Below are 25,294 nucleotides of genomic sequence, written 5' to 3'. Positions count from 1 at the left end.
ACGGTTGATATTCGATTTTTAAAAGATAACGATTTAGCCTAAGGATGCGCTGTTCACTTTAACGCCAGGGCTCATTGTGGAAGCGATGGTTACGCTCTTGAAGTACTGACCCTTTGCTGCGGATGGCTTAGCCTTCGCAATTGCGTTCAGCAGTGCGTTTGCATTCTCTACCAGCTGCTCTTCGGTGAAAGATTTCTTTCCGATGATTACGTGGATGATGTTTGCCTTGTCCAGACGATACTCCACCTTACCGGCTTTAATCTCTTCCAGTGCTTTCGTTACGTCCATGGTTACGGTGCCGGACTTCGGGTTTGGCATCAAGCCCTTCGGTCCCAGAACTCTACCCAAACGACCTACAACGCCCATCATATCCGGGGTTGCTACTACTGCATCGAAGTCGAACCAGTTTTCCTGCTGGATTTTCTGTGCCATATCCTCAGCACCGACATAATCCGCACCGGCTGCCTCTGCCTCTTCTGCCTTTGCGCCCTTTGCGAAAACCAGAACCTTCTTGGATTTACCGGTTCCGTGCGGCAATACAGTAGCTCCTCTTACCTGCTGGTCTGCGTGTCTTCCATCTACACCGAGACGGATGTGCATTTCGATGGTTTCATCGAACTTTGCAGTTGCAAGTTCCTTTACGTGCTGTACAGCTTCTGCTACTTCGTAAGTCTGAGTCTTATCGAAGTCTTTTGCAGCTTCGCTGTATCTTCTACTTCTCTTTGGCATTTTTTCCTCCTTGTGGTACTAACGGCTTACGCCTCCCACTGTCTTAGCCTTCTACGATAATGCCCATGCTTCTTGCGGTTCCCTTAATCATATCCGTTGCGGCTTCAAGGGATGCTGCATTCAGGTCCGGCATCTTAGTCTTAGCGATTTCCTGAGCCTGTTCCAGAGTAATGGTAGCGACCTTGCGCTTGTTCGGTTCTCCGGATGCACTCTCGATTCCTGCAGCCTTCTTCAGCAGAACTGCTGCTGGCGGTGTCTTGCACACAAAGCTGAAGCTTCTGTCTGCATAAACAGTGATAACAACCGGAATAACCATTCCGCTCTGATCTGCTGTTCTTGCATTGAACTGCTTACAGAAGTCCATGATGTTCACGCTCTTCTGACCCAGTGCAGGACCAACAGGTGGTGCAGGAGTTGCTCCCCCGGCAGGAATCTGCAATTTGATGTAGCCATCAATTTTCTTTGCCATCGTCTTCTCCTTTCTTCAATTAATTATTGAATTTTTCCAACCTGCGAAAATTCAAGTTCCACAGGAGTATCTCTACCGAACATCGAAACTCTGGCTTTAACAATCTGCTTTTCTGGGCTGATCTCTTCTACGATGCCCAGTTGTCCTTCAAAAGGGCCCCCGATAACGCGGATTGTATCGCCGACTTCAACGTCCAGGTCGATTCGCATTTTTTCGACACCCATTCGTACTACTTCTTCCTTGCTCAAAGGAATCGGATCCGAACCGTGTCCAACAAAGCCCGTAACACCCTCTGTGTTGCGAACCAGGTACCAAGTTTCATTATTTACAATCATCTTGATAACGACATATCCCGGATACAGCTTGCGGGTTTTGATTTTCCGCTGACCGTTCTTGAGCTCCATAATCTCTTCGGTTGGGATTACGACTTTTTCAATCAGGTCCTGCATGCCACGATATTCCACCATCTTTTCGATGTTGCTTTTTACCTTGTTCTCATATCCAGAATACGTATGCACCACATACCACTTCGAGGTACCGTCACCACGAAGTCCTTCGCCTTCCAGCGGCGACACGGAAGTGCTGTTCGCATTCAAATTCTCTGTCATGTCCGCCATATTCAATTGCTCCTACATACTAGGAAAGTGTAATTCCAAGCACTTTGCGCAGCAACGCAAGGAATCCGGTATCCACCAGCCAGAAGCCCAAGGCAAAGAATGCGCACACTGCAAATACAACCAGTGTACTGCTGCTCAGCTCGTCCTTCGTCGGCCATACAACCTTGCCGAACTCTTCCTTTACGCCGGCAAGATATCCCAGGATTCCGCGCTTTTCGCCGCGGCTCTTCTTCCCAGTTTCTTTCTTATTAACCATGATTGCACTCCGCTGTTTACAATGCAGTAATTACTTTGTTTCCTTGTGAAGAGTCTCTTTTCCGCAGAATTTGCAATACTTTCTCAGTTCAATTCTGTCCGGATTGTTCTTCTTGTTCTTCATGGTGTTGTAGTTTCTCTGCTTGCACTCGGTGCATGCCAGGATAATTTTGTTTCTCACAGTAGTTTCCTCCTTATACTGCCATTATCTTGAAAAAATCCTTATTCACTCCAAAATCAGAGCAGGTATCTCACTGCTCTGTTTGTTATTTCATAAAGTCGCTCAATAATATTACTCTGATACCTCGTCAATGTCAAGAGATTTTGTAAATATTTTTGCTGCTTTACTCGTTTTATTTACTTTTTCTGAGATTACACGGCAAAAGCCGGCTTTGGAGCGCTTCCTTACCTGCCGGTGTGTACCTTCACGTGGCTCATTGCCATCGCAGCCAGTGCGAAACACACTACGGAAACGACCGCCTGAGTAACAATCGCCTCACGGCATACCAATACGACGAAAACTACGCTGAGAATCGTCATTGCCATTGTTGCCAACATCCCATTGGAAATTATCTGTTTCTTATTCATAACAAACCTCACTTTCGTTGTCCGAGACAACATCCTTCTTGAAGTGAATATTATATGAAGATTGTCTAAATGTTAACCTTTGTTTTGAAATTGAAACATGAATTTCCTTGTTGAAAAATAAGGGACGATTTACTTTTTGTAATTCCTTCAAAGCCTTATGTTTCAAGGGTTTAAAACTGTTTTTTCTCCCTAAAATTTTCTTGTTTTTCCTGTTGAAAAAACCAGTTTACCGGCATTCCCGGCGTCTGCGGATTTCCGCCAGCACGATTGCTGCCGCATTGGACGCATTCAGCGAATTGATTTTACCCTTCATCGGAATGGAAACGACAAAATCACATTTCTCTCGAACCAGTTTTCCGATGCCCCGACCCTCGTTGCCGATGACGATGGCCACCGCGCCGTTCAGCCCTGCCGCAGAGTAATACGCTTCGCCGTCCATATCACAGGCCGCAATCCAGATGCCCCGGCTCTGAAGCTCCTCGATGGTTCTTCCGATATTGGTCACCCGCACCACCGGAATCTGTTCAATGGCACCTGCCGCGCTCTTCGCAACGGTGCTGGTGAGACCGCAAGCTCTCCGGTTCGGGATAATGATTCCGTGGGCGCCCATGCACTCCGCACTCCGAATGATGGCCCCCACATTGTGAGGGTCGGTGATTTCATCCAGGATGACGATGAACGGCTCCTCATCCATTGCCGCCGCCCGGGCGAAAATATCCTGCATCTTGGAATAGTGATATGCCGGAATTTCCGCAATCACCCCCTGGTGCTTCTGTCCCGGCGCCATATGGTCCAGCTTAAACCGATCCACCATACTGATGGACACACCCTGCTCCTTTGCCAAAGCTCGGATGATGGAAATGGATCCGCCGGCACCTTCCGCCATATAGATGCGTTCCACATCGTGTCCCGCCCGTAGAGCTTCAATTACCGGATTTCTTCCCACCAGCAGGTTCTCCGCAGATTCTTCCTGCTCAAAGTTTCTCACGCCTCTGCGCTCCGAATTTCCGCCCCGGAATCCCTCCGTCCGCGGTGCACGGCGGCTGCTCGGCCGGCTTCCCGCACCGCCGTAATCATATACCGAACGGGAATTGTTCTCCCGACCGCCATCCCTGCCGCCTCTTCGGCTTCCGTCACTCCGTTCGTTGGAACGGTTTCCGCCGTAGCTGCTCTTGCCTCTGGCTTCTCTTCTCTCATACACCCCGTGGGCATCCCGGCGATTCTTTCCGTTTTTCTTCTTTCCGGCCATCCTTAACTCCTTTCATATAGAACGAATTGATATTCAATCCCGTTTTCATTCTGCAGTTCGCTCTCCCAAGTCACCCGAAAACGAGCATCCTCGTCCAAATTCACCATGAACCGATCCGCGTTCAGGTTCGCATGCATCTTCGTCACATACAGCTTGTCGCACTGTTCGTAGAACCGACGATAAATGCTCTCTCCGCCAATGATAAAAACATCTTCCGTCTTGTATTCCTCCAGCGCCTCGGTCAGTTCTTCTTTCGAATGAACCACCTGACACCGTTCCGCCTCGAATTCCGGATTCCCGGTGAGTACGAAATTCACCCGCTTCGGAAGCCCTTTCTTTCCCGGCAGACTTTCCAAGGTCTTCCGGCCCATCACCACCACCTTATCCATGGTGGTCTCCTTAAAGTATTTCAGGTCGCCCGGGATGTGGGCCAGCAGCTCTCCGCCGCAGCCGATGCCCCATTCCGAGTCCACTGCCACAATCAGATTCATATTTCCTCCTTCCGAATTTCTTCGGTTTTCATCTATCTATAAAAGAAACCCGGCAAGGCTTTCCTCACCGGGTCAGCATACGGCAGTCTGCCGCACCGTTTAATCTACACTGTTTTTCGTTAAATTGCAACCGGAATATTCTTCACCTGAGGATTGTGCTCGTAGTTTTCCACCGTCAGATCATCCACCGTATAATCGTAGAAGTTCTTCACTTCCGGATTCAGGGTCACCTTCGGTGCCGGATACTGGGGCCGTGCGATCAGTTCTTTTACGATATCCACATGGCGATCGTAGATATGAGCGTCGGAAATGACGTGCACCAATTCGCCGGCTTTGAGGTCGCTGACGTTGGCCATCATCATCAGGAGGAGGGAGTACTGCACCACGTTCCAGTTATTGGCCGTCAGGATATCCTGAGACCGCTGGTTCAGAATGGCGTTCAGCGTATCCCCTTTAACATTGAAGGTGACACTGTAAGCGCAAGGCTCTAGGTTCATCTCCGAGAGATCGTCAAAATTGTACATGTTGGTCAGAATCCGCCGGGAATACCGGTCGTTTTTCAGCTGCCACAGCACGTTGTCCACCTGGTCCATTTCGCCCTGCTTGAAGGTGTACTTCTTTCCCAGCTGGTAGCCGTAGGCTTTGCCGATGGATCCGCCCTCATCCGCCCATTCATCCCAGATATGGCTGTTCAGGTCGTGAACGTTGTTGGATTTCTTCTGCCAGATCCATAGGAGTTCGTCAAAGGCCAATTTGATGGCGGTTGGGCGCAGGGTCAGTGCGGGAAATTCTTCCTGCAGGTTATACCGATTTACCACACCGAAATTCTTGATGGTGTGGGCCGGTGTTCCGTCCGGCCAGTGCGGGCGCACTTTCTGTCCCTCCGTACTGAAACCGTTCTCGATAATGTCCTGACACATGGTCACGAACAGCTGATCCGCTTTGCTCATATGTTACTCCTCTTCAATAATCCGGATGGCTTCCTCGATGACTTCGTCCAGCCGATCCGATTCCTCTGCCAGAAAAAGATATCCAATCAAGGCTTCAAATCCCGTGGCCACCTTGTAGGTGCGGGGGTCCGTATTCTTGGACCGGGACAGTGTCCGATGATTTCGAGCTCTCTTGTAGAGACGGATTTCATCCTCCGTCAGGAATCCGTTCACCAACTTCCGCATGGCTTTCGCCTGACCCTCCGCCGAAACGTAGCGAACCGCCATCTTATGGAGTTTTCCCACATCGTGAGGATCGTGCTCAATCAGCATTTCCCGGACGCGAACCTCGTACACCGCATCGCCCATGTACGCCAGGGTTGTCGTGTTAATGTTCTGTATTTCCTGATCCATTCTTAGTTGTTTCTGATAATCTGCACCCCTTGAGGTGTATCCTTCAGCGTATATCCTTTCTCTGCCAGCATATCCCGGATTTCATCCGCTCTGGCCCAATTCTTCTCTTTTCGCGCCTGCTGACGTTCGTCCACCAGCGCCTGAATATCCTCACCGATGACATCCTCTTCCGCATCCTGAAGAATTCCCAGGACATCGGTCAGCTCGTGAATCCGCTTCAGCGCTTCTTCCGCAAATTCCTTCGAACCGCTTTCGTGCACTGCCTGGTTCACAGCGGTTACCATTTCAAAGATGACGGAAATCGCCAGTGCCGTATTCAGGTCGTCCTCCAGCGCGGCGATAAATTCTTCTTTGTAATAGCCGTTCAGCTTCTCCAAGGTTTCCTTTTCCGAAGCGGACATCTCATCCGTACCGTTCTTCTTCAGAAACTCCAGCGTCTCTACGGCGGTCACAATACGATCGTAGCCTTGTTTTACGCTGTTCATTTCCGTGTCGCTGAAATTAATCGGGCTCCGGTAGTGTCCCGACAGCAGGAAGAACCGAATGAAATCTCCGGTAAAGTCCTTTCGAATGTCCCGAACCGTAAAGAAGTTGTTCAGGGATTTGGACATCTTCACGCCGTCCACGGTGATGTATCCGTTATGCATCCAATACTTTGCGAACGGTACGCCGTTGCAGGCCTCGGACTGTGCAATTTCGTTCTCATGATGCGGGAACTGCAAATCCTGTCCGCCGCCGTGGATATCGATGGTCTCGCCCAGATGCTTCTTCGCCATGGTGGAGCACTCGATGTGCCAGCCCGGACGGCCTTTTCCCCACGGGGAATCCCACGCAATTTCATCCGGTTCCTTCTGCGCCTTCCACAGTGCAAAATCCAGCGGATCCTTCTTCACTTCGCCTATTGCAATCCGGGCGCCGGACTCTAGGTCATCGATATTCTGTCCGGACAGCTTTCCGTAGTCCTTGAACTTCCGGGTGCTGTAGTACACATCCCCGTCTGCCTCATAGGCATAGCCCTTATCGATTAGCGTCCGGATGAAAGCAATGATCTCCGGAATGTGCTCGGACACCTTCGGGTGCACGTCCGCCGGAATCACGTTCAGCGCCTTCGCATCTTCGAAGTATTCTTTTATGTACTTCTCGGATACCTCCGGAGCGGTGATTTCCTCTTCCTTGGCCCGGCGAATAATCTTGTCATCCACGTCAGTGAAATTCTGCACGAACTTCACATCATATCCTCTGTATTTGAAATACCGGCGCAGTGTATCGAACACCACGAAAGGTCTGGCATTTCCAATGTGAAAGAAATTGTATACAGTCGGTCCGCAGACGTAAATCCGAACCTTCCCCTCTTCCAGCGGTACGAATTCTTCCTTGCAGCCGGTCATGGTATTGTATATCTTCATCGGTTCCCCTTTCCCCGCCAAATCTCTCCGGCGGTTCCCATTCGGTTAAAAACAATTTCGGGCAGTCTCCATCACCCGATTCAAAATCCGGTCCATTAAATTATACACCAACTACTGCACCAATGCATCCCATAATCAGCAATACGTATATTGCGTTTACGTGGAACTTCTTGATCAGCAGGACGGTGGCGGCGCACATCAGGATGGCAATTCCGTCAATGTGTCCCGGTAAAATACCGGAAATGGCGGAAATGCTCCCCCCTAAAGGATGCTCCGCTTCGACGGCCGGCCGGCAGATGGTAAGGGCCGCGGTAAAAATCATGCCCACCGTCGCGGGCCGAATTCCCTCCAGCGCTCCTTGAACGATTCGGCTCTGCTTGTAGCGATCAATCATGCTGGCGACGATGGCTACAAGGATAAAAGCAGGTGTGGCAACCCCCAGCGTGGCTACGAGGGACCCCGGCATTCCCGCCGTCTGATACCCCACATAGGTGGCCGTGTTCACCGCTACCGGTCCCGGCGTGACCTGTGCAATCGCCACGATGTCCGCATATTGGGACGGGGTCATGGACACAAATCCCCGGATGGTATCGTAGATCATGCCCACGATGGCCATGCCGCCGCCGAACCCCACAGCGCCAATTTTGAAGAATGCCCAGAATAGTTTTGCGAAAATCATTTCAAGACTCCTTCCCGGCGAGTGTTCCAAAGCGACCGAAGAATTCCGGTCACAAGAAACAGGAGTACAATCAGCACCACACTCATATTCGTAAATTCGATCAGCAGAATCCCCGCCAGGGAGGAAATCCCGGAAAACCAATCCTTGATGACGCCCTTAGCAATGGAATATACCGCAATCATCACCAGTCCCATGGCGGCCGCCCGAAGGCCGCCCAACGCACCCATCACGTACGGATTATCTCCGAAGGCGGACAGGCCTTTGGCCACCAAAATAATCACGACAAAAGAAGGAAGCACAACCCCCACAGTCGAAACAAGGGATCCAAGCAAACCCTTTCGCTTGAATCCCACGTATGTTGCCATGTTAATTGCAATAACACCGGGGAGGCTCTGGCAGACGGATATGACATCCAGCGCTTCCTCTGCCGTGAACCACTTCTTTTCGTTGACGGCGATGTTCTGAAGAATCGGTATCATCGCCACACCGCCGCCAATCGTAAATAATCCCAGTTTAAAGAATGTTATAAAAAGCTCTAACACAATTACAGTCCAAATCTCTCCGCATTTACCAGATCGATGGCATCCTTTGTCGCATCTTCTGCAGACTTCAGGGTCATCTCCCCTTCTCTTCTCAGCTTATACTCCACAACACCCTCGCCGGCTTTCTTTCCGACGGTGATTCGAATCGGCAGTCCCAGCAAATCCGCATCCTTGAACTTCACGCCCGGTCTCTCATCTCTGTCATCGCACAGAACTTCCACACCGGCCTTCTCCAGCTCTTCCTCAATCTTGTCGGCCAGATTCATCTGGGTTTCATCCTGCGGATTGATTACGGTAATCATTACGTGATACGGCGCAACGGAAATCGGCCAGATAATGCCGTCTTCATCGTTGTGCTGCTCGATGATTGCCTGCAGGGTACGGGTGATGCCGATGCCGTAGCAACCCATCTGGTATACGCAGTCGTTTCCGTTCTCATCCTTGTAGAATGTCTTCATGGATTCGGAGTACTTGGTTCCCAGCTTGAAAATCTGTCCAACCTCGATACCTCTGCTATGCTCGATAATCGGTTTTCCGCACTTCGGGCAGCGCTCGCCCTCTTTCAGAACCTTGATATCCGTTACGATGTCGCCCTTGTAATCTCTTCCGTAACATACGCCGGTCATGTGGTGGTCTTCCTTGTTCGCACCGGCACACATGTTCACGGTTCCTACCAGTTCGCTATCCACTACAATCTTGCAGTTCTGCAGTCCTACCGGACCGGTGAATCCGCCGACACAACCGGTGGTTGCACCCATCTCGTCCTCATTGGCGAATTCGATGTAGTGTTCCGGAATGCCCAGTGCATTTACCAGCTTAATCATGTTCACTTCACGGTCACCGCGAACGAAAGCGCATACGTACTCTGCCGGATTCAGTTCATCGTCGTAGGTAACGAACATCAGCGCCTTGATGGACTTCTTCACATCCATGTGGAGGTAGTTGCATACGTCCTCGATGGTCTTGGTTCCCGGAGTATATACGCTCTTCAGTTCTTCCATCTCTTCCTGAACCGGTTCATCATCTACGCATTCCGCTCTCTCCAGCGTTGCCGCATATCCGCATTCCGGACAGTGTGCCAGTTCACTCTCTCCCACGTTAGACAGTGCGGAGAATTCGTGAGAACGGCTTCCACCGATTGGGCCGTTGTCCGCTTCTACAATTCTGTAGTCCAGTCCGCAGCGAGTGAAGATTCTCTCATAAGCACCGTACTCGTTCATGTAGCTGACATCCATTCCCGCTTCATCTCTGTCGAAGGAATATCCGTCGCTCATCAGGAACTCTCTGGAACGCAGCAGCCCGTATCTTGGACGAGCTTCGTCTCTGTACTTCCACTGAATCTGGTACAGGGTCTGCGGAAGCTCTCTGTAGGAAGAGAATTCGTTCCGTGCGATATCCGTTACGGTCTCCTCATGCGTCGGTCCAAGGCAGAAGTCTCTTCCGTTTCTGTCCTTGATTCTCCACAGTTCCGGTCCGTATGCATACCATCTGCCGGATTCCTTCCACAGTTCGGCCGGATTCGGTCCCGGCATCAGGATTTCCTGATCGCCGATGCGGTCCAGTTCCTCCCGGACGATATTCTCCACCTTCCGAAGGGAACGGTATCCCAGCGGCATGAATTCATAGATTCCCGCTGCTACCTTGCGAACCAGGTTGGCACGAATCAGCAGCTGATGGCTGACCAGTTCCGCTTCCTTCGGTGCTTCTCTCAATGTCTTCAGATGTCTCTTGGATAATTTCATTTCTATTGTCTCCCTTCAATCGTGCAGCTCGCTATTGCCGCAATACCTTCTTCCCGTCCCGTAAAGCCCAGCTTCTCCGTGGTGGTGGCTTTTACATTCACCTGTCCCTCGGAAACATTCATCGCCCGGGCGAGATTCTCTTTCATGGCTTCTATATGAGGTGCCAGCTTCGGCTTCTCACAAATAATTGTCACATCCACGTTGACAACCCGGTAGTCGCCGATAATCCGGATTACCTCCCGGAGCAGCTCTATGCTGTCCGCTCCCCGATATTTCTCATCGGTATCCGGAAAATGTTTTCCAATATCTCCTTTTCCCGCAGCTCCCAGCAGGGCATCCATCAATGCGTGCGTCGCTACGTCCGCATCGGAATGTCCCAGAAGTCCCAATTTGCTGGGGACCGGAGTCCCGCACAATATCAGGTTTCTGTCCGGGACAAGGCGGTGTACATCGTAACCGTTTCCTGTTCTGATTTCCATAGAAATGTCCTCTTTGGTCGTTATTTTTCGGTTGGCGTACTCTCCCTCCACAAGGACCACGGAGATGCCCGCCAATTCCGCGACGGATGCATCATCGGTACCGGAATATCCCTTCTGTCTCGCAACATCGTAGGCCCGGCGAATCACATCCAGCCGAAAGCTTTGAGGCGTCTGAACGCAAAACATGCGCCTTCTCTCAATAACTTTACTGTCCATTATAGGATAAATAAATAACGAGTTCAAGTCGGTATCCGGAATAATCCGCATGGAATCTACCGACGGAACCGCAGTACATACCGCATCCCACCGATCCAGACCCTTTAAGTTTCGGTCAATGATTCCGGTCGTCAGGTCCGCTCGAGCACCATCGTGAATCAGCACCTTCACGGAACTTTCCGAAATTCCTTTCTCTCTGCAAATATTTCCGCACATATCCAGCCCGGCCCGGACGGAGTCGCTTCGTTCCTTTCCGCCCTTCGTCAGCCGCACCGCCTTGCCGGAAACCTCCTGCAGGGCGCGGGCTGTTTTTAGGTAAAAATCCGCATTCGTACCGTCCTCCGGCGTGACGATGACGATTTCGTCGATATCCGGATGTTCCGCAAACGGCCGCGCGGCGCACTCCAAAACAGTGCTGTCCCGATACGGCAGCATCTGCTTCGGCACCTCCGCGTTCATGCGGGTTCCTTTTCCCGCCGCAACTACGATTCCAATGTTCATCGTTTTCTCCCTCAAGATATTTTTCTAAAAGTATTCATATATAAAAACCGGTCGTTTCCGGCCATATACCGTTCTCGGTTATATGTGGGATTCGACCAGTTCATCTGCTTCTTCCATTGTATAATTTCCCGCCAGCATCAGCTCGCTTTCCAGAATCTGCTTTGCCGTGCCCAGGAGCTTCTTCTCTCCGGTGGAGAGGGACTTCTTTCGATCGCTTCGCACTAAATTTCGAACAACCGAAGCGACTTCCTCGATTTCCCCGGTTTTCAGCCGATCCATATTCAAGCGGTATCGACGATTCCAATTCGCCGGCATCGCTTCCGCCTCTTCGCCCAGCAGCTTAAAGACTGTCGGAAAATCTTCCGCAGTAATAATTCTGCGCACGCCAACCCGCGCAGAACTTTCCACCGGAATCAGGACCGTCATCTTGCTGTGCGGCAGGTTCACATCGTAATATTTGTGAATTTCGCCCAACACTTCTTTCTCGACAATATCTGTAATCGTTCCGGCTCCGTACATCGGATATGCTATTTTCTCGCCAACCTGAAACATATCGCCTCTCCTTTTTTCGACACACTGTTATTATATCCCGAGGCAAAAATATTTGCAAGTAAAAATTTATTATTTTACCATCATGCTGTATATATGTCAACTGCATTTCTCGCTTTTTATTGCCGCAAGCGGTACTTTTCGGGACGGGGAAACATATACTTATCAGTTGTTATTCTATCATCTTTCACATTTCTGTGATATAATTTTTACAGTTTTTCAATGGCGCAATCTCTTATAATAAAAGGGACTGCCGGAATACTGAAAGGAGAAACTTGAATGAAGAAATTACTCGTAGTGGACGACGAAGATAAGATCCGTGAGGTCATCAAAGAATACGCTGAGTTCAGCGGATATGAGGTGACCGAAGCAGCCGACGGCATGAGTGCCATCGGTCTCTGCAAGCTCAACGATTACGATTTGATTATCATGGATGTGATGATGCCGAAGCTGGATGGATTCAGCTCCGTGAAGGAAATCAAGAAGATCAAGGATATCCCGGTAATCATGCTCTCCGCCAGAGGGGAAGAATACGACAAGCTGTTCGGCTTTGAGCTGGGCATCGACGATTATGTGGTCAAGCCATTCAGCCCGAAGGAACTGATGGCTCGGGTGAATGCGGTCCTGCAGCGGAAGAGCGGTTCCGAGAACAACAGCGCCCAGGTAATGAAGTTCGACGGACTGGAAGTGAACTTTGCCGCCCGCACCATTACCGTAGACGGTGAACGGGTCAACCTGACCCCGAAGGAATACGACCTTCTCTTCTACCTGATTCAGAATAAGAATATTGCATTGTCCAGAGACAAGCTTCTTTCCGACATCTGGGGATACGACTTCTTTGGCGACGACCGCACCATCGATACCCATATCAAGAATCTGCGGAACAACCTGGGACCGTATCGAAATTTCATTGTAACGTTGAGAGGAGTAGGATACAAATTTGAATACGACGACAGCAAGAAAGGAAAAGAATCAGCAGAATAAGTTTGATCTTAACAGCATCCGAACCGTCATGCTGCTGTACTTCTTCACTTTTGCAGCCGTATTGATTATGCTGATTTGGTCGCTCCAGAGCTTCTTCATGACCCATTATTTTGAACAGATGAAGGTTCAGGAAACGGAGCATACCGCTGCTCTTCTGAAGAACGAGTTTCTGCAGGACGACGGGCAATTCAAGAATCTGGCGCTCAACGCCTCTGCATCCAGTGATATTTTCATCCGGGTGGACACTCCGAACGGCACCAGCGTCTTTGACAACGGTTCGTACTTCAGGCCATCTTCCATCGCCTACGATTACGAAACATCCACGGCGCGGGACCGCTTGGAGAAGAGCAATAAGAATTCCGTTTCCCTAGTGGCTAACGATACGAAGAAGGACAGCCGGAAACTGATTTATGCCACCTACATCGGGGACACACCCAGCAATAACATTTTGTTCATCGTGGCCCCCTTGTATCCGGTGAAATCCACCATATCCATCCTTCGGCTGCAGCTGAAATACATCAGCTGCATCGCCCTGATTGTGGCCGCACTGCTGGCACTGTTCATCGCCCGAAGGCTGTCTCGACCGATTAAGGACATCACCAAATCGGCCGTGGAACTTTCTCACGGCAACTACAACGTGAAATTCAACGGAGGCATGTTCACAGAGACCAACGAATTGGCCCGAACCTTGAATACCGCTTCCTACGAAATGCAGAAGACGGACTTCTATCAACGGGATTTGATTGCCAATGTGTCCCACGATCTGAAGACTCCGCTCACCATGATCAAATCCTACGCGGAAATGATCAACGACATCTCCGGTGATAATCCGGAGAAGCGGAAGGAGCACCTAAAGGTCATCATCACCGAAGCGGATCGGCTGAACAAGCTGGTATCCGACATGCTTTCCGCCTCCAAGATTCAGTCCAACACTCTGGAGCTGGACAAGGAAATCTTCGATTTGGTGGCAGTGACGGAGGAAATCGTGGCTACCTATAAGGTGCTGAACGAGCAGAACGGATACCACATCCGACTGAACAAGTGCAAGGCGGCTTATGTCTACGGCGACAAGGAGAAAATCAAACAGGTCCTGTCCAACTTCGTCTCCAATGCCATTAAGTATTGCGGTGAGGATCGGGTGGTGATCGTGGAGGTAAAGCGAATCGGCAAAAAGGTCCGGGTAGATGTTATCGACCACGGCGACGGCATCGCCTCCGACGAACTGTCCCACGTATGGGAACGGTATTACCGCACCAGCGCGAACCGGAACCGGAGCATCGAAGGATCCGGCCTGGGGCTTTCCATCGTCAAAGGTATTCTGGTACTCCACAATGCTAATTACGGGGTAAAAAGCAAGGTAGGCCAGGGCAGCGACTTCTGGTTCGAAATGGATACGGTGAAAAAGCCGACAGATACCGAATGCAAAAATAAAACCCATGGATAATAATTCAATCTCTGTCCGGCGCAGAACCCGGGCAGAGATTTTTACGGTGTATAATTCACACTGCTATTTTCGTTTGATTTATTAATTATATAAAACATTTGGAGGAATGTATGAACAAAAGAGTCTGCATTATTTACACCGGCGGCACCATCGGCATGGTGCCGACCCGGGACGGCTACCAGCCGAAGGAAGGATATTTTTCCGGCGAACTGGAGAAGATTCGGGATCTGTATTCCGATGCCATGCCGAAGTGGGATCTCATCGAATACGATCCGCTTCTGGATTCGTCCAACATCACCTACGTGCAGTGGAACCGGATGGCCAACACCATTAAAGAGAACTACGAGCGCTACGACGGCTTCGTCATTCTCCACGGCACCGACACCATGGCCTATAGCGCTTCTGCCCTATCCTTCATGCTGGAAGGTCTGAAGAAACCGGTCATCTTCACCGGTTCGCAGATTCCTCTGTACGAGCTCCGTTCCGACGGACGGGACAATCTGATCACCTCCCTGATGATTGCGGCCAATAGTGACATCCACGAGGTATGCCTGTATTTCGGCAACCATCTGATTCGGGGAAACCGTGCTGTCAAAACCTCTGCGGACGGACTGATTGCATTCTCCTCCCCGAACTACCCGGTACTGGCCAAAGCCGGCATCGACATTGAATACTTCCCGAACCGCTTCCTGCCGGAACCAAAAGAACCGTTCCGGGTAACGGAGATGAAACCCACATCCATCGGTGTCATCAAATTGTTCCCGGGAATTCACTTCGATCTCTTTGCGCCAATCGTCAACAAGGATCTTCAGGCCCTGGTTCTGGAAACCTTCGGCACCGGAAACATTCCGAACTACGATTCGGAGCTTCCGCCGCTCATCAGCAAGGCTATCGAAAACGACACCGCCGTGGTGGTATGCACGCAGTGCATGCAGGGAACCGTTCGTCTGGGCACCTATGAGACCAGCTCCGAACTGGCCCGGGCCGGTGCCGCCAGCGGCAGCAATATGACCACCGAGGCCACGGTCACCAAGCTTCAGTACCTGTTCAGCAAAGGCTTCACTGCCAACGAGGTTCGCGACTGGGTAGAATCAGACCTACGGGGAGAGCTGACCATTGGCTAGCCGGAACAAGAAGCACGCCATCATCCCTGTTTTTATCCCTCACAAAGGGTGCCCCAACGACTGCATCTTCTGCAACCAGCGGAAAATCACCGCACGCTCGGCGGCAGTCACCCCGGAGGATGTGCGAACCACCATCCGCACCTGGCTCACCACGCTGCAAGATGTTCCGGTAGTGGAAGCCGCATTCTACGGCGGGAGTTTTACGGGGATTCCGTTGGAAGAACAGCGGGCCTACCTGGAAGTGGCGCGGGAATACAAGTGGGCGGGGGCAATTCAGAAGATTCACCTGTCCACCCGGCCGGACTACATCACCCCGGAGATCCTGGACAACCTGAAAGAATATTCCGTGGATACCATCGAGCTGGGCGTGCAGTCCTTCGATGAGGATGTACTCCGCCAAAGCCGCCGAGGCCATACAGCGCAGCAGGTCTACGACGCCGTTTCACGAATCCAAGACTACGGTTTCGAGCTGGGAATTCAGCTGATGATTGGACTGCCCGGCGATACGATGGAGAAGTGCCTCTATTCCGCACGGGAAACCGCCCGTCTGCGGCCGCAGCTGGCGCGCCTGTATCCCACCATCGTTCTGGACGAAACGGATCTCTATGACGCATACCGGCAGGGCACGTACATCCCGCTGAGCCGAGAAGAGGCCGTTCTTCGCACAAAAGAAATGTACAAAATCCTAGAGGCGTCCGATATTACCATCATGCGAGTGGGGCTGAAGAGCACGGAGCTCATCGGCGACGGCGGAGCCATTAACGGCGGAACCTACCACCCGGCCTTTCGCCAGCTGGTGGAAGGGGCGATTGCCCGAGAACGCATCGAGCCGCTGCTGATTCGATTGAAACTCAACGCTTCCGGCAATTCTTTAACAGAAAACAAACAGAAAATTGATGTATTTTCTAACGGAAAATGGTATTCTAATATGGTAGGTAATGAAGCCGACAATAAAAAGTATTTTACCCAAAAATTTCCGGAATTCAATTTCCGCTTTCGCCGGGACGACAGCCTGGCCGACGGACAGTTCCGGGTATCTGCAAAGGAGGAAAAAAATGGATAGAGAGAAAGCTGTGGTAACCATCACCGGCAGAGATGAGGTAGGCATTCTGGCCTCCGTCTCCGCTTGCTGCGCCAATGCCAATGCCAGCGTCATCGAGATGACCCAATCCGTAAAGCAGGACTTCTTCACCATGATGATGGTCATCAGCATCGAACAGATGAATGTAACAATTGCTGAGCTCCGGGATGCGATTTTGAAGGAACTCCCGACAATGGACGTTCATGTAATGCATGAAAATATTTTCAATTCCATGCATCGGATTTAGCAGAAGGGAGAACAAGCATGTATAACGATATTGGCGATATCTTGGAAACCATTTCCATGATTCGAGACAAAAACCTGGATGTCCGTACCACCACCATGGGCATTTCTCTGCTGGACTGCGCGGACAGCGACATCGACCGCTCCTGCGAGAAGATCTACGAAAAGATCTGCCGAAAAGCGGAACACCTGGTGGAAACCGGCGAAAAGATTACCGGAAAGTACGGAATTCCAATTGTAAACAAGCGGGTTTCCGTTACACCGATTGCCATGCTGGCCGGTGTATCCGGCGGCGATCCGGTGAAATACGCACGTACGCTGGATCGAGCAGCTCATACTGTCGGAATTGATTTTATCGGCGGATATTCCGCACTGGTCCAGAAGGGCTTCAGCGCCGGGGACCGGGAACTGATTGAATCCATCCCACAAGCTTTGGCCGAAACCCAGCTGGTGTGCTCCTCGGTAAATATCGGCTCCACCAAGGCCGGCATCAACATGGATGCCGTTGCCCTGATGGGCCGACAGATTCAGAAAGCCGCACTCCTCACCAAAGATAACCAGTGCATGGGCGCTGCTAAACTGGTGGTATTCTGCAACGCGGTAGAGGATAACCCGTTCATGGCCGGTGCTTTCCACGGCGTGGGCGAAGCAGATTCCGTCCTCAGCGTTGGCGTATCCGGTCCGGGCGTGGTTCGGTCCGTGCTGCATGACCTTCCGGACGATGCTCCGCTGAACGAGGTGGCAGAAACCATTAAGAAAACGGCATTTAAGATTACCCGTGTCGGTCAGCTGGTGGGTTCTGAAGCCGCTGCCGCATTGGGCGTACCGTTCGGAATCGTGGATCTGTCTCTGGCACCGACTCCGGCAATCGGCGATTCCGTTGCACGTATTCTGGAAGAAATCGGCCTGGAGCAGTGCGGTACTCACGGTACCACCGCTGCACTGGCCATGCTCAACGATGCGGTTAAAAAGGGCGGCGTAATGGCTTCTTCCAGTGTCGGCGGACTCTCCGGCGCATTTATCCCGGTAAGTGAAGACGAGGGTATGATTGCTGCCGCTCGCAGCGGAAACCTGGTTCTGGAGAAGCTGGAAGCCATGACCGCGGTATGCTCCGTGGGTCTGGACATGATTGTGATTCCGGGAGACACCACTCCGGAAACCATCTCAGCCATCATCGCCGACGAGGCGGCCATCGGCATGGTGAACAGCAAAACTACAGCCGTTCGCGTTATTCCGGCCATCGGTCTGAAGAGCGGTGAGGAACTGAACTTTGGCGGGCTGCTGGGCTACGGTCCGGTAATGGATCTGAAGAATCCTTCTCCGGCAAAAATGATTCGCCGAGGCGGACGGATTCCGGCTCCGCTTCAGAGCTTGAAGAACTAACAAAAAATATAGACGCTTCATGAAAAAAGCGAGAGGGCTGCACTGCAGCTCTCCCGCTTTTTTCGTGGTATGTTTTACTTTCCCTTTACGGTCTCAGGCCCATTCCGCCTTCCAGGGTGATGGTCTCACCGCTCATGAACTTGAAGTCCGGCGAAGCCAGCTGTACGCAGGCACGACCGATTTCTTTCTCTACGTCGCCGTAATGACCTGCCGGCGGCATCTTTACATTCGCTTCATTTGTTCATTTTTCTAATTACTGTATTAATACCAGAATTTACCGCTGAACGCGAAGGACACCTCGGCCGTCAGGCTGATTCGACCTTCCAGGAAGTTCACCAGAATATCGCCTCCCGGCGTTTCCACGATAATCTCCTTATCTCCTCTGCAGTAGCCCTGTTCCACCGCCATGCGGGCGGCACAGAATGCCGCACTGGCGCTGGAGAGCACCGCACCGTTGGCGCCGTCCCAGATCTTCAAACGGATGGTGGACGCATCCACCACCTTGATGAACTCGAAGCATGCCGGTGCATTGAAGATATCCGAATATTCGATTTCCGGTCCCAGCTTTTCGATATCAAAGGTATCGATGGAGTCGCAGAAAATCTGGCAGTGGAGCCCGCCCCCGGCAATTCGGCTGGTTTTCAGCGCCGTTGCGCCGGCGGTCGCCAGCTTCTCCTGAACGCAAGTGTCCGCAGCGGCTGCCTTTTCCATATCCCGGTCGTACAGGAACTGATCTTCCGGAACATACATGATTACCGATGTTACCCATCCGTCTCGCATGAACAGCTTCAGCTTCTGGATACCGTTGACGGTTTCCACCGTCATCATATCCCGACCGATCAAGCCCTGCTCATAGGCGTATTTTGCACCGCAGCGGATGCCGTTTCCGCAGGCATCCCCTTCCGTGCCGTCGCTGTAGAAGACTCTCATCTTCACATCGGCCTTCCGGGACTTCTCCACCAGGACGATGCCGTCGCCGCCGATGGAGCGGTGGCGGTCGCACAGGCTGATGCACAGGGACTCCGGTCCCTCAATCCGTCCGTCGAAGTTATCCAGTACGATATAGTCATTTCCGCAGCTGTGCAGCTTGGTAAAGTACACATTTCGGTGGGTTGCCCGCATATGGTTGATGTCCACCAGCTCGGTGTTCTGTTCCGAATATCTGGATTCAATCATATTGACCAGGGCACCGGCGGTATCCACGCTGGTGAGGCAAGGGATGCCCAGCTGCATCGCCCGCTTGTGCACGGCGGTGTAATCGCCCAATGCCGCATCGTTGGCCTGTCCGGTAAAGATGATATAGCTGGTCTTTCCGCTTTCCATCAGATCGATGATATCCGTGCTCTTCTGGGCCTTCTGAACCTGAGTAACCTCGATACCCATGGTGCGGATGGCTTCTGCCGTGCCTCTTGTGGCATAAAGCTTCATTCCCAGGGTGTGCAGTTTCATGGCAATCGGCAGGATTTCCGGATAATCCCGTTTCTGAACGGAAATCATCACGCCGTGTTCCTCTCCGTATTTTCTCGGCGGCACGGTGAATCCGGCGGCGGTCAGTCCCTTGAACAGAGCTTCGTTCATGGTCCGACCCAGTCCCAGAACTTCTCCCGTGGATTTCATTTCCGGTCCCAGGATGGAGTTGGCATCGGTGAGCTTCTCAAAGGAGAATACCGGAACCTTTACGGCCACGTAGGCCGGAGTGCGGTACAATCCCGTTCCGTATCCCAGATCTTCCAGCTTCGCCCCCAGCATTACCTGGGACGCCAGATCCACCATCGGTACACCGGATACCTTGCTGATGTACGGTACCGTCCGGGAGGCTCTCGGATTCACCTCGATGACGTACAGCTCTCCGTTGTACTGGAGATACTGAATATTGACCAGGCCCTTGGTACCCAATGCCAGCGCCAGTTTCTCGGAAATATCCACAATTCGTCTCAGCTGACGATCCGACAGATTGAACGGAGGATATACAGCGATGGAGTCCCCGGAGTGAATTCCGGCTTTCTCGATATGCTCCATGATTCCCGGAATCAGCACATCCTCTCCGTCGGAAATAACATCCACTTCCAGCTCGATGCCCGGCATGTATTTGTCCACCAGCACCGTGTTGTCGTCGGAGTTTTCCAGAATTCGTTCCATGTACTTCCGGGTATCCTCTTCGTCCCCGGCAATGGTCATGTTCTGGCCGCCGATGACGTAGGACGGTCTCAGAAGCACCGGATAGCCGATTTCTTCTGCCGCCCGGAGTGCGCCCTCCAGGTCGGTGACACTCTGACCCTTCGGACGGCTGATGCCGAATTTTTCCAGAAGAGCGTCGAACTTACCTCTGTCTTCCGCCAGATCGATTCCTTCTGCGGAGGTGCCCAGAATCTGAATTCCGTTGTCGTGCAGGAACTGGGTGAGCTTGATGGCGGTCTGACCACCGAAAGCCACAACGACGCCGATCGGCTTCTCCACCTTGATGATGTTCATCACGTCTTCCGGATGGAGCGGCTCGAAATACAGGCGGTTCGCCGTGTCGTAGTCCGTGGATACGGTTTCCGGGTTGTTGTTGACAATAACTACGTCGTAGCCCATCTCCCGCAGCGTCCATACGCAGTGTACCGATGAATAGTCGAACTCGATTCCCTGACCGATTCGAATCGGGCCGGAACCCAGTACCATGATGACCGGCTTTCCGCTGCGGCGGAAGCTTCTGGATTCGCAATCCTTATCCGTTGTGGAATAGAAATACGGGGTCATTGCGTCGAATTCTGCGGCGCAAGTGTCTACCATCTTATAGCTGAAGTCCATGCCCGGAACTTCTTCCACTTCGGCAATCCGGCAAATCGCTTCGTCGGTATAACCCAGCTTCTTCGCTTCCTCGTACATCTCTGCCGGAAGTTCTTTATTTTTGGCCGAATCTGCCAGCTCCAGTTCGAAGTCTGCCAGATGTTTGATCTTGTTCAGGAACCAGCGGTCGATCTTCGTGATGTCGTGCACCTGATCCACGGTGACCTGTCTCGTCTTAAAGCCTTCGAAAATCGCGAAGATGCGGTGATCGTCCTGCGTGCCGATTCGTTCCGGCAGGGTTTTGTCGCCCTGGTACTCGAAGTTCAGAGTGTCCAGGGAAATTTCCGCACCGCGTATGGCCTTCATCAATGCCGCCTCGAAGGAGTTGGCGATGGACATGACCTCACCGGTAGCCTTCATCCGGGTGCCCAGCTTTCGGCTGGAGCCGGCGAATTTGTCAAACGGCCACTTCGGCACCTTCAGCGCCACGTAATCCACCGTCGGCTCGAAGCAAGCGCAGGTCTTTCCGGTTACGTCGTTCACGATTTCGTCCAGGGTGTATCCCAAAGCGATTCGGGTGGTTACCTTGGCGATCGGATAGCCGGTGGCTTTGGACGCCAGGGCCGAGGAACGGGACACTCTCGGGTTCACCTCGATTACCGCATACTCAAAGCTGTCCGGGTTCAAGGCAAACTGGCAGTTGCATCCGCCTTCAATGCCCAACGCCGAAATGATTCTCAGCGCCGCGGAACGGAGCATCTGGAACTCCTTGTCCGCCAAAGTCAGGGTCGGTGCCACGACGATGGAGTCACCCGTGTGCACGCCCACCGGATCCAGGTTCTCCATCGGGCAGATCTGAATCACATTGCCCATGGAGTCTCGCATGGTCTCAAATTCGATTTCCTTCCATCCGGCGATGCTCTTCTCCACCAGAATCTGGGTAATCGGGGACTGATCCAATCCACTCTGCGCGATGGTACGCAGTTCCTCTTCCGTCTCCGCGATTCCGCCACCGCTGCCGCCTAGGGTAAAAGCAGGACGCACGATGACCGGGTACCCGATTTCCTTTGCAATATCCAGCGCCGTCTGCAGGTCTTCCGCAATTCCGGAAGGCACGCAAGGTTCGCCGATTTCTTCCATCACCTCACGGAACAGTTCCCGGTCTTCTGCCTTATCGATGGCGTCCACATTGGATCCCAGCAGGCGCACGTTGTGCTCTTCCAGCCAGTTCTCCTTGGAAAGCTGCATGGCAATGGTTAATCCGGTCTGTCCGCCCAGTCCGGCCAGCAGGCCGTCCGGCTTCTCTTTCTCAATGATTCTCTTTACGGTTTCCACCGTCAGCGGCTCCAGATAAATCTCGTCCGCCAGGTGTTTATCCGTCATGATGGTGGCCGGGTTGGAGTTCACCAGCACCGTATCGATGCCTTCCTCCTTCAGCACCCGGCAGGCCTGGGCGCCGGCATAGTCAAACTCCGCCGCCTGGCCGATGACAATCGGTCCGGAACCGATTACTAGAACTTTCTTAATACTTTTATCTTTAGGCATTTTTGTACTCCTCCATCAACTCAATGAACTGTTTAAACAGAAAACTCGTATCGTGAGGACCCGCATGGGCCTCCGGATGAAATTGTACGGAAAATGCGTTCTTGTCCGGATAGATCATTCCTTCACAGGTCCGATCGTTGGCGTTCACGAAGCTGACCTCCCCTTTTCCTTCCAGGCTTTCCGGGCGAACCGCATAGCCGTGGTTCTGGGTGGTGATAAAAGTATGACCGCAATTCTCGCCGAAGGTGACCGTAGCCGGCTGATTTCCGCCCCGGTGGCCGTACTTCAGCTTAAAGGTTTCGCCGCCCTGAGACAGCGCCAGCAGCTGGTGTCCCAGGCAGATGCCGAAAATCGGAACCCGGCTCATCAGCTTCCGGATTTCTTCAATGCATCCGGTATTTTCCGCCGGGTCTCCCGGGCCGTTGGACAGCATTACACCGTCCGGTCGGGACGCCAGAATCTCCTCTGCGGAAGTGGTGCTGGGTACCACCCGAACCTCACAGCCGTACCGGTTCAGCTTGCGGATGATATTTCTTTTTGCGCCGTAATCGATCAGGGTGACGCGATATTTTGCTTCTCCTTCCGGAGAAACGGTGTACGCCTCATCGCAGGTAACGGACTTTACGGCATTAACAATTGTATATTCTGTTACTGCATCCAAGTTTTCCGGAATCTCGGAGCAGATGACTGCGTTCATTACGCCGTGCTCCCGAATTTTCCGGGTCAGCGCACGGGTGTCGATGCCCCAAATACCCGGCACATCGTTGTTTTTCAAGAATGTATCCAGATCATATTCCGAGCGGAAGTTGGATGGGGTATCGCAGTATTCCCGAACCACATATCCCTTCAAGGCGCATTTGCCCTCGAAATCTTCTTCCATCATTCCGTAATTTCCGATTAGCGGAAATGTCTGCATAACAATTTGTCCGCAGTAGCTCGGGTCCGTCAGCGTTTCCACATAGCCTTCCACACCGGTGGTGAAGACCAGTTCGCCGATAGAATCCCGTTCCGCTCCGAACCTTCTACCTTCCAGAATCGTGCCATCCGCCAGTATCAGATAGCCTTTCTTATCCTTATTCAAAGTAATCTCCTTTCAAAAAACCATCATTTCATACATTTCATAACCCTTGCGAATTTTTCCTATCTCATCACCTCCCGCAAAATTTCCCTGAAATAGCAACCTTCCTCTTTCTTTTAATCTATCTTGTGACCTTGTCCAGCCCAATGATGAACTGCTTCAGGTCTTTGATATGCGCTTCTGCTTCCCGGCGCGCCTTCTCCGCATCACCGGCAACAATTGCTTCCATAACATGCTTGTGTTCCTTCGGAATCCGTTCGAATACGGTTCCGTCATCATAATAGAGATACCGGAACCGCATGGACAGTTCCTGCACCTGACGGCTCAGCTCAATCAGCACGTTGTTTCGGCTGCAGCGAACGATGAAATTATGGAACTTCTCGTCGTATTCCACGATTTCCTCTTTATCTCTGGCTTCCACAGCCATCTCATACAGCCGGTGCATCTTGCTCAGTGCCAGCTTCTCTTCCTCTGTAATCCGCTGTGCCGCCAGACCGGCCGCTAGACCTTCCAAATCTTCTCGTACCTCAAAAATATCCAGCATGTTCTGGATTGAAATGTCCGATACGTACGCACCCCGTCTCGGTTCAATCACCACAAGTCCATCCGTCGCCAGCTCTCGAATGGCCTCCCGGATCGGTGTCCGGCTGACATTCATTCTCTCTGCCAGATCGATTTCCATCAAACGCGTTCTGGCTTGAATCTCGCCGGTAAGGATTTTGTGTTTGAGTTCCAGATATACTAGTTCTCGCAACGGCTTCTGAATCTGCAAATCAATGTTCATCATACATCTCTCCACTTTCTGTGTACCATACCTTCCAGTTGTCCCGAATCCATGGGGCATCTTTCGCCATTCGGTAATCAGATTCGGCTTGTGCCATCGAATTATAGTATGCAACCATTGTGGGGCCGCTGCCGCTCATCAGCACCCGGTCCGCCCGGAGATTTGCCTCCATGGCATCCTTTAGCGCTTTCGCTTCCGGATACTGTTTCAGTGTGTATTCTTCCATTCGGTTAAAAAAAAGTTTCTCCTCCACCGAACGTCCGGATTGAGCATCCAATGCTTCGTACACTTCTCGCGTAGATACTCCGATTCCCGGATTCATCAGAATCACTCCGTATGGTTTCGGTTCCGTCGGCCGAACAATTTCGCCGATTCCCTCAATCTCTGCAGCTACTGAAGCTTCTTCAATTCCCGGCAATTCCGAAAAAACCGTTCTGTTCTTTCGCGCATTCATCATCAACGAGAACGGTACATCCGCTCCCACCGATGCCCCCAGCACCATCAGTTCCCGCAGCGAGAACGGGTTTCCGCAAAGGGCATTGGTCGCCAACATGCATCCTGCCGCATTGCCGCTTCCCCCGGCAATGCCTGCCGCTACCGGCAATTTCTTATCCACGAAGAGATACAGTTCCTCCGGTCGTTTTCCGTCTTCCGGCAATGCCTTCAGCACCGCTTCCACTCCCCGGTACGCCAAGTTGTCCGATCCCAGGGAAATTGCACTGTAATTCATACAAAATTTTACACGAACACCCTGGATAAAGCAATTGTTTGAAGGAAATTTTTGCATGCAAATACCCAAGGACTCTTCCGTAAGTCCCATAGTCACTACATCGTGAAGTCCAAGATCTTGCATAAAGGACAAAATATCGTGATATCCGTCCGGACGTCTCCGGAGTACTTCCAGCGAAAGATTAATCTTCGCATAGGCGTTCATGGTGATAGATGAATTCATGCTTTTCCCTCCTGATTCGGAATCTGCTTACAAAAAAGGAATGCCAAGG

The 25,294-nt window shown here is 51.9% G+C and carries 27 protein-coding genes and 1 other annotated feature (1 of these 28 running past the window's edge); of the genes, 6 read left to right on the top strand and 21 right to left on the bottom strand.

Features of this window, described 5'->3' with window-relative positions:
- Nucleotides 1–22 (bottom strand) — a sequence feature (ribosomal protein L10 leader region) (it extends 90 nt beyond the left edge of the window).
- A gap of 11 nt (nucleotides 23–33) precedes the next feature.
- The 16 genes from rplA to FYJ65_RS03270 all read right to left on the bottom strand — a co-directional run bounded on the left by rplA (nucleotide 34) and on the right by FYJ65_RS03270 (nucleotide 11,858).
- Nucleotides 34–729, bottom strand: a complete 696-nt coding sequence (rplA, locus tag FYJ65_RS03345; protein ID WP_154553935.1) for a 50S ribosomal protein L1 — start codon at nucleotides 727–729, stop codon at nucleotides 34–36.
- Between the two features lie 43 nt (nucleotides 730–772).
- Entirely contained in the window at nucleotides 773–1,198 is a 426-nt protein-coding gene (rplK, locus tag FYJ65_RS03340) for a 50S ribosomal protein L11 (RefSeq protein ID WP_154553934.1), read from the bottom strand.
- A gap of 23 nt (nucleotides 1,199–1,221) precedes the next feature.
- On the bottom strand, nucleotides 1,222–1,815 hold the full coding sequence (nusG, locus tag FYJ65_RS03335; protein ID WP_154553933.1) for a transcription termination/antitermination protein NusG: 594 nt from the start codon (nucleotides 1,813–1,815) through the stop codon (nucleotides 1,222–1,224).
- Between the two features lie 19 nt (nucleotides 1,816–1,834).
- Nucleotides 1,835–2,071, bottom strand: coding sequence for a preprotein translocase subunit SecE (gene secE, locus FYJ65_RS03330; RefSeq protein WP_154553932.1), 237 nt, complete (start codon nucleotides 2,069–2,071; stop codon nucleotides 1,835–1,837).
- Between the two features lie 30 nt (nucleotides 2,072–2,101).
- Nucleotides 2,102–2,251: a 50S ribosomal protein L33 gene (gene rpmG / locus FYJ65_RS03325; RefSeq protein ID WP_277672115.1), complete on the bottom strand. Its 150-nt coding sequence runs from the start codon at nucleotides 2,249–2,251 to the stop codon at nucleotides 2,102–2,104.
- Nucleotides 2,252–2,475: 224 nt separating this feature from the next.
- Nucleotides 2,476–2,658, bottom strand: a complete 183-nt coding sequence (locus FYJ65_RS03320; RefSeq protein WP_154553931.1) for a hypothetical protein — start codon at nucleotides 2,656–2,658, stop codon at nucleotides 2,476–2,478.
- Nucleotides 2,659–2,884: 226 nt separating this feature from the next.
- Complete coding sequence (gene rlmB / locus FYJ65_RS03315) at nucleotides 2,885–3,907, bottom strand: 23S rRNA (guanosine(2251)-2'-O)-methyltransferase RlmB (protein ID WP_154553930.1); 1,023 nt, start codon at nucleotides 3,905–3,907, stop codon at nucleotides 2,885–2,887.
- Nucleotides 3,908–3,909: 2 nt separating this feature from the next.
- On the bottom strand, nucleotides 3,910–4,398 hold the full coding sequence (locus FYJ65_RS03310) for a dihydrofolate reductase (protein WP_154553929.1): 489 nt from the start codon (nucleotides 4,396–4,398) through the stop codon (nucleotides 3,910–3,912).
- Between the two features lie 119 nt (nucleotides 4,399–4,517).
- Nucleotides 4,518–5,348, bottom strand: a complete 831-nt coding sequence (gene thyA, locus FYJ65_RS03305; protein WP_154553928.1) for a thymidylate synthase — start codon at nucleotides 5,346–5,348, stop codon at nucleotides 4,518–4,520.
- 3 nt (nucleotides 5,349–5,351) lie between these two features.
- The gene (locus FYJ65_RS03300) at nucleotides 5,352–5,741 is read right to left on the bottom strand and encodes a Mini-ribonuclease 3 (RefSeq protein WP_154553927.1); all 390 of its coding nucleotides are present in this window, start codon (nucleotides 5,739–5,741) and stop codon (nucleotides 5,352–5,354) included.
- A 2-nt stretch (nucleotides 5,742–5,743) separates the two neighbouring features.
- The gene (gene cysS / locus FYJ65_RS03295) at nucleotides 5,744–7,147 is read right to left on the bottom strand and encodes a cysteine--tRNA ligase (RefSeq protein ID WP_154553926.1); all 1,404 of its coding nucleotides are present in this window, start codon (nucleotides 7,145–7,147) and stop codon (nucleotides 5,744–5,746) included.
- Between the two features lie 100 nt (nucleotides 7,148–7,247).
- A complete protein-coding gene (locus FYJ65_RS03290) occupies nucleotides 7,248–7,826 on the bottom strand; it encodes a chromate transporter (RefSeq protein WP_154553925.1) in 579 nt (192 codons plus the stop codon).
- Nucleotides 7,823–8,368: a chromate transporter gene (locus FYJ65_RS03285; protein ID WP_154553924.1), complete on the bottom strand. Its 546-nt coding sequence runs from the start codon at nucleotides 8,366–8,368 to the stop codon at nucleotides 7,823–7,825. The genes FYJ65_RS03290 and FYJ65_RS03285 overlap by 4 nt, the downstream gene beginning before the upstream one ends.
- Before the next feature lie 2 nt (nucleotides 8,369–8,370).
- Nucleotides 8,371–10,110, bottom strand: a complete 1,740-nt coding sequence (locus tag FYJ65_RS03280; RefSeq protein WP_154553923.1) for a proline--tRNA ligase — start codon at nucleotides 10,108–10,110, stop codon at nucleotides 8,371–8,373.
- A gap of 2 nt (nucleotides 10,111–10,112) precedes the next feature.
- Nucleotides 10,113–11,306, bottom strand: coding sequence for a 2-C-methyl-D-erythritol 2,4-cyclodiphosphate synthase (gene ispF / locus FYJ65_RS10035; RefSeq protein ID WP_154553922.1), 1,194 nt, complete (start codon nucleotides 11,304–11,306; stop codon nucleotides 10,113–10,115).
- Nucleotides 11,307–11,384: 78 nt separating this feature from the next.
- Nucleotides 11,385–11,858, bottom strand: a complete 474-nt coding sequence (locus FYJ65_RS03270) for a CarD family transcriptional regulator (protein WP_154553921.1) — start codon at nucleotides 11,856–11,858, stop codon at nucleotides 11,385–11,387.
- A gap of 276 nt (nucleotides 11,859–12,134) precedes the next feature.
- Between FYJ65_RS03270 and FYJ65_RS03265 the strand changes: the two genes are divergently transcribed.
- The 6 genes from FYJ65_RS03265 to FYJ65_RS03240 all read left to right on the top strand — a co-directional run bounded on the left by FYJ65_RS03265 (nucleotide 12,135) and on the right by FYJ65_RS03240 (nucleotide 18,114).
- Nucleotides 12,135–12,839 carry a response regulator transcription factor gene (locus tag FYJ65_RS03265; RefSeq protein WP_154553920.1) on the top strand — a complete coding sequence of 235 codons (705 nt, stop codon included), beginning with the start codon at nucleotides 12,135–12,137 and terminating at the stop codon, nucleotides 12,837–12,839.
- The gene (locus tag FYJ65_RS03260) at nucleotides 12,796–14,283 is read left to right on the top strand and encodes a HAMP domain-containing sensor histidine kinase (protein ID WP_154553919.1); all 1,488 of its coding nucleotides are present in this window, start codon (nucleotides 12,796–12,798) and stop codon (nucleotides 14,281–14,283) included. The genes FYJ65_RS03265 and FYJ65_RS03260 overlap by 44 nt, the downstream gene beginning before the upstream one ends.
- A gap of 110 nt (nucleotides 14,284–14,393) precedes the next feature.
- Nucleotides 14,394–15,407 (top strand): asparaginase, encoded by a 1,014-nt coding sequence (gene ansA, locus FYJ65_RS03255; protein ID WP_154553918.1) that lies wholly within the window; start codon nucleotides 14,394–14,396, stop codon nucleotides 15,405–15,407.
- Nucleotides 15,400–16,470 (top strand): elongator complex protein 3, encoded by a 1,071-nt coding sequence (locus tag FYJ65_RS03250; RefSeq protein ID WP_154553917.1) that lies wholly within the window; start codon nucleotides 15,400–15,402, stop codon nucleotides 16,468–16,470. The genes ansA and FYJ65_RS03250 overlap by 8 nt, the downstream gene beginning before the upstream one ends.
- Nucleotides 16,463–16,735: an ACT domain-containing protein gene (locus FYJ65_RS03245; protein ID WP_154553916.1), complete on the top strand. Its 273-nt coding sequence runs from the start codon at nucleotides 16,463–16,465 to the stop codon at nucleotides 16,733–16,735. The genes FYJ65_RS03250 and FYJ65_RS03245 overlap by 8 nt, the downstream gene beginning before the upstream one ends.
- Nucleotides 16,736–16,752: 17 nt before the next feature.
- Entirely contained in the window at nucleotides 16,753–18,114 is a 1,362-nt protein-coding gene (locus tag FYJ65_RS03240; RefSeq protein ID WP_154553915.1) for a PFL family protein, read from the top strand.
- Nucleotides 18,115–18,199: 85 nt separating this feature from the next.
- Here the strand turns inward: FYJ65_RS03240 and FYJ65_RS03235 are convergent, their stop codons facing one another.
- The 5 genes from FYJ65_RS03235 to FYJ65_RS03215 form a co-directional block, all read right to left on the bottom strand.
- Nucleotides 18,200–18,334, bottom strand: a complete 135-nt coding sequence (locus FYJ65_RS03235; protein ID WP_330636939.1) for a hypothetical protein — start codon at nucleotides 18,332–18,334, stop codon at nucleotides 18,200–18,202.
- A 41-nt stretch (nucleotides 18,335–18,375) separates the two neighbouring features.
- Nucleotides 18,376–22,431 (bottom strand): carbamoyl-phosphate synthase large subunit, encoded by a 4,056-nt coding sequence (gene carB / locus FYJ65_RS03230; protein ID WP_154553914.1) that lies wholly within the window; start codon nucleotides 22,429–22,431, stop codon nucleotides 18,376–18,378.
- Entirely contained in the window at nucleotides 22,424–23,512 is a 1,089-nt protein-coding gene (gene carA, locus FYJ65_RS03225; protein WP_154553913.1) for a glutamine-hydrolyzing carbamoyl-phosphate synthase small subunit, read from the bottom strand. Before carA ends, carB begins: the two co-directional genes overlap by 8 nt.
- Before the next feature lie 118 nt (nucleotides 23,513–23,630).
- Nucleotides 23,631–24,296 carry a GntR family transcriptional regulator gene (locus FYJ65_RS03220; RefSeq protein ID WP_206157293.1) on the bottom strand — a complete coding sequence of 222 codons (666 nt, stop codon included), beginning with the start codon at nucleotides 24,294–24,296 and terminating at the stop codon, nucleotides 23,631–23,633.
- A complete protein-coding gene (locus FYJ65_RS03215; protein WP_154553911.1) occupies nucleotides 24,283–25,245 on the bottom strand; it encodes a 4-(cytidine 5'-diphospho)-2-C-methyl-D-erythritol kinase in 963 nt (320 codons plus the stop codon). Before FYJ65_RS03215 ends, FYJ65_RS03220 begins: the two co-directional genes overlap by 14 nt.
- Nucleotides 25,246–25,294 lie beyond the last annotated feature (49 nt).

The sequence above is a fragment of the Mogibacterium kristiansenii genome (assembly GCF_009695905.1).
GTDB classification, from domain to species: domain Bacteria; phylum Bacillota; class Clostridia; order Peptostreptococcales; family Anaerovoracaceae; genus Mogibacterium_A; species Mogibacterium_A kristiansenii.
Note: the sequence above shows the minus strand (reverse complement) of the source record. Positions and strands in the feature narration are given on the sequence as shown.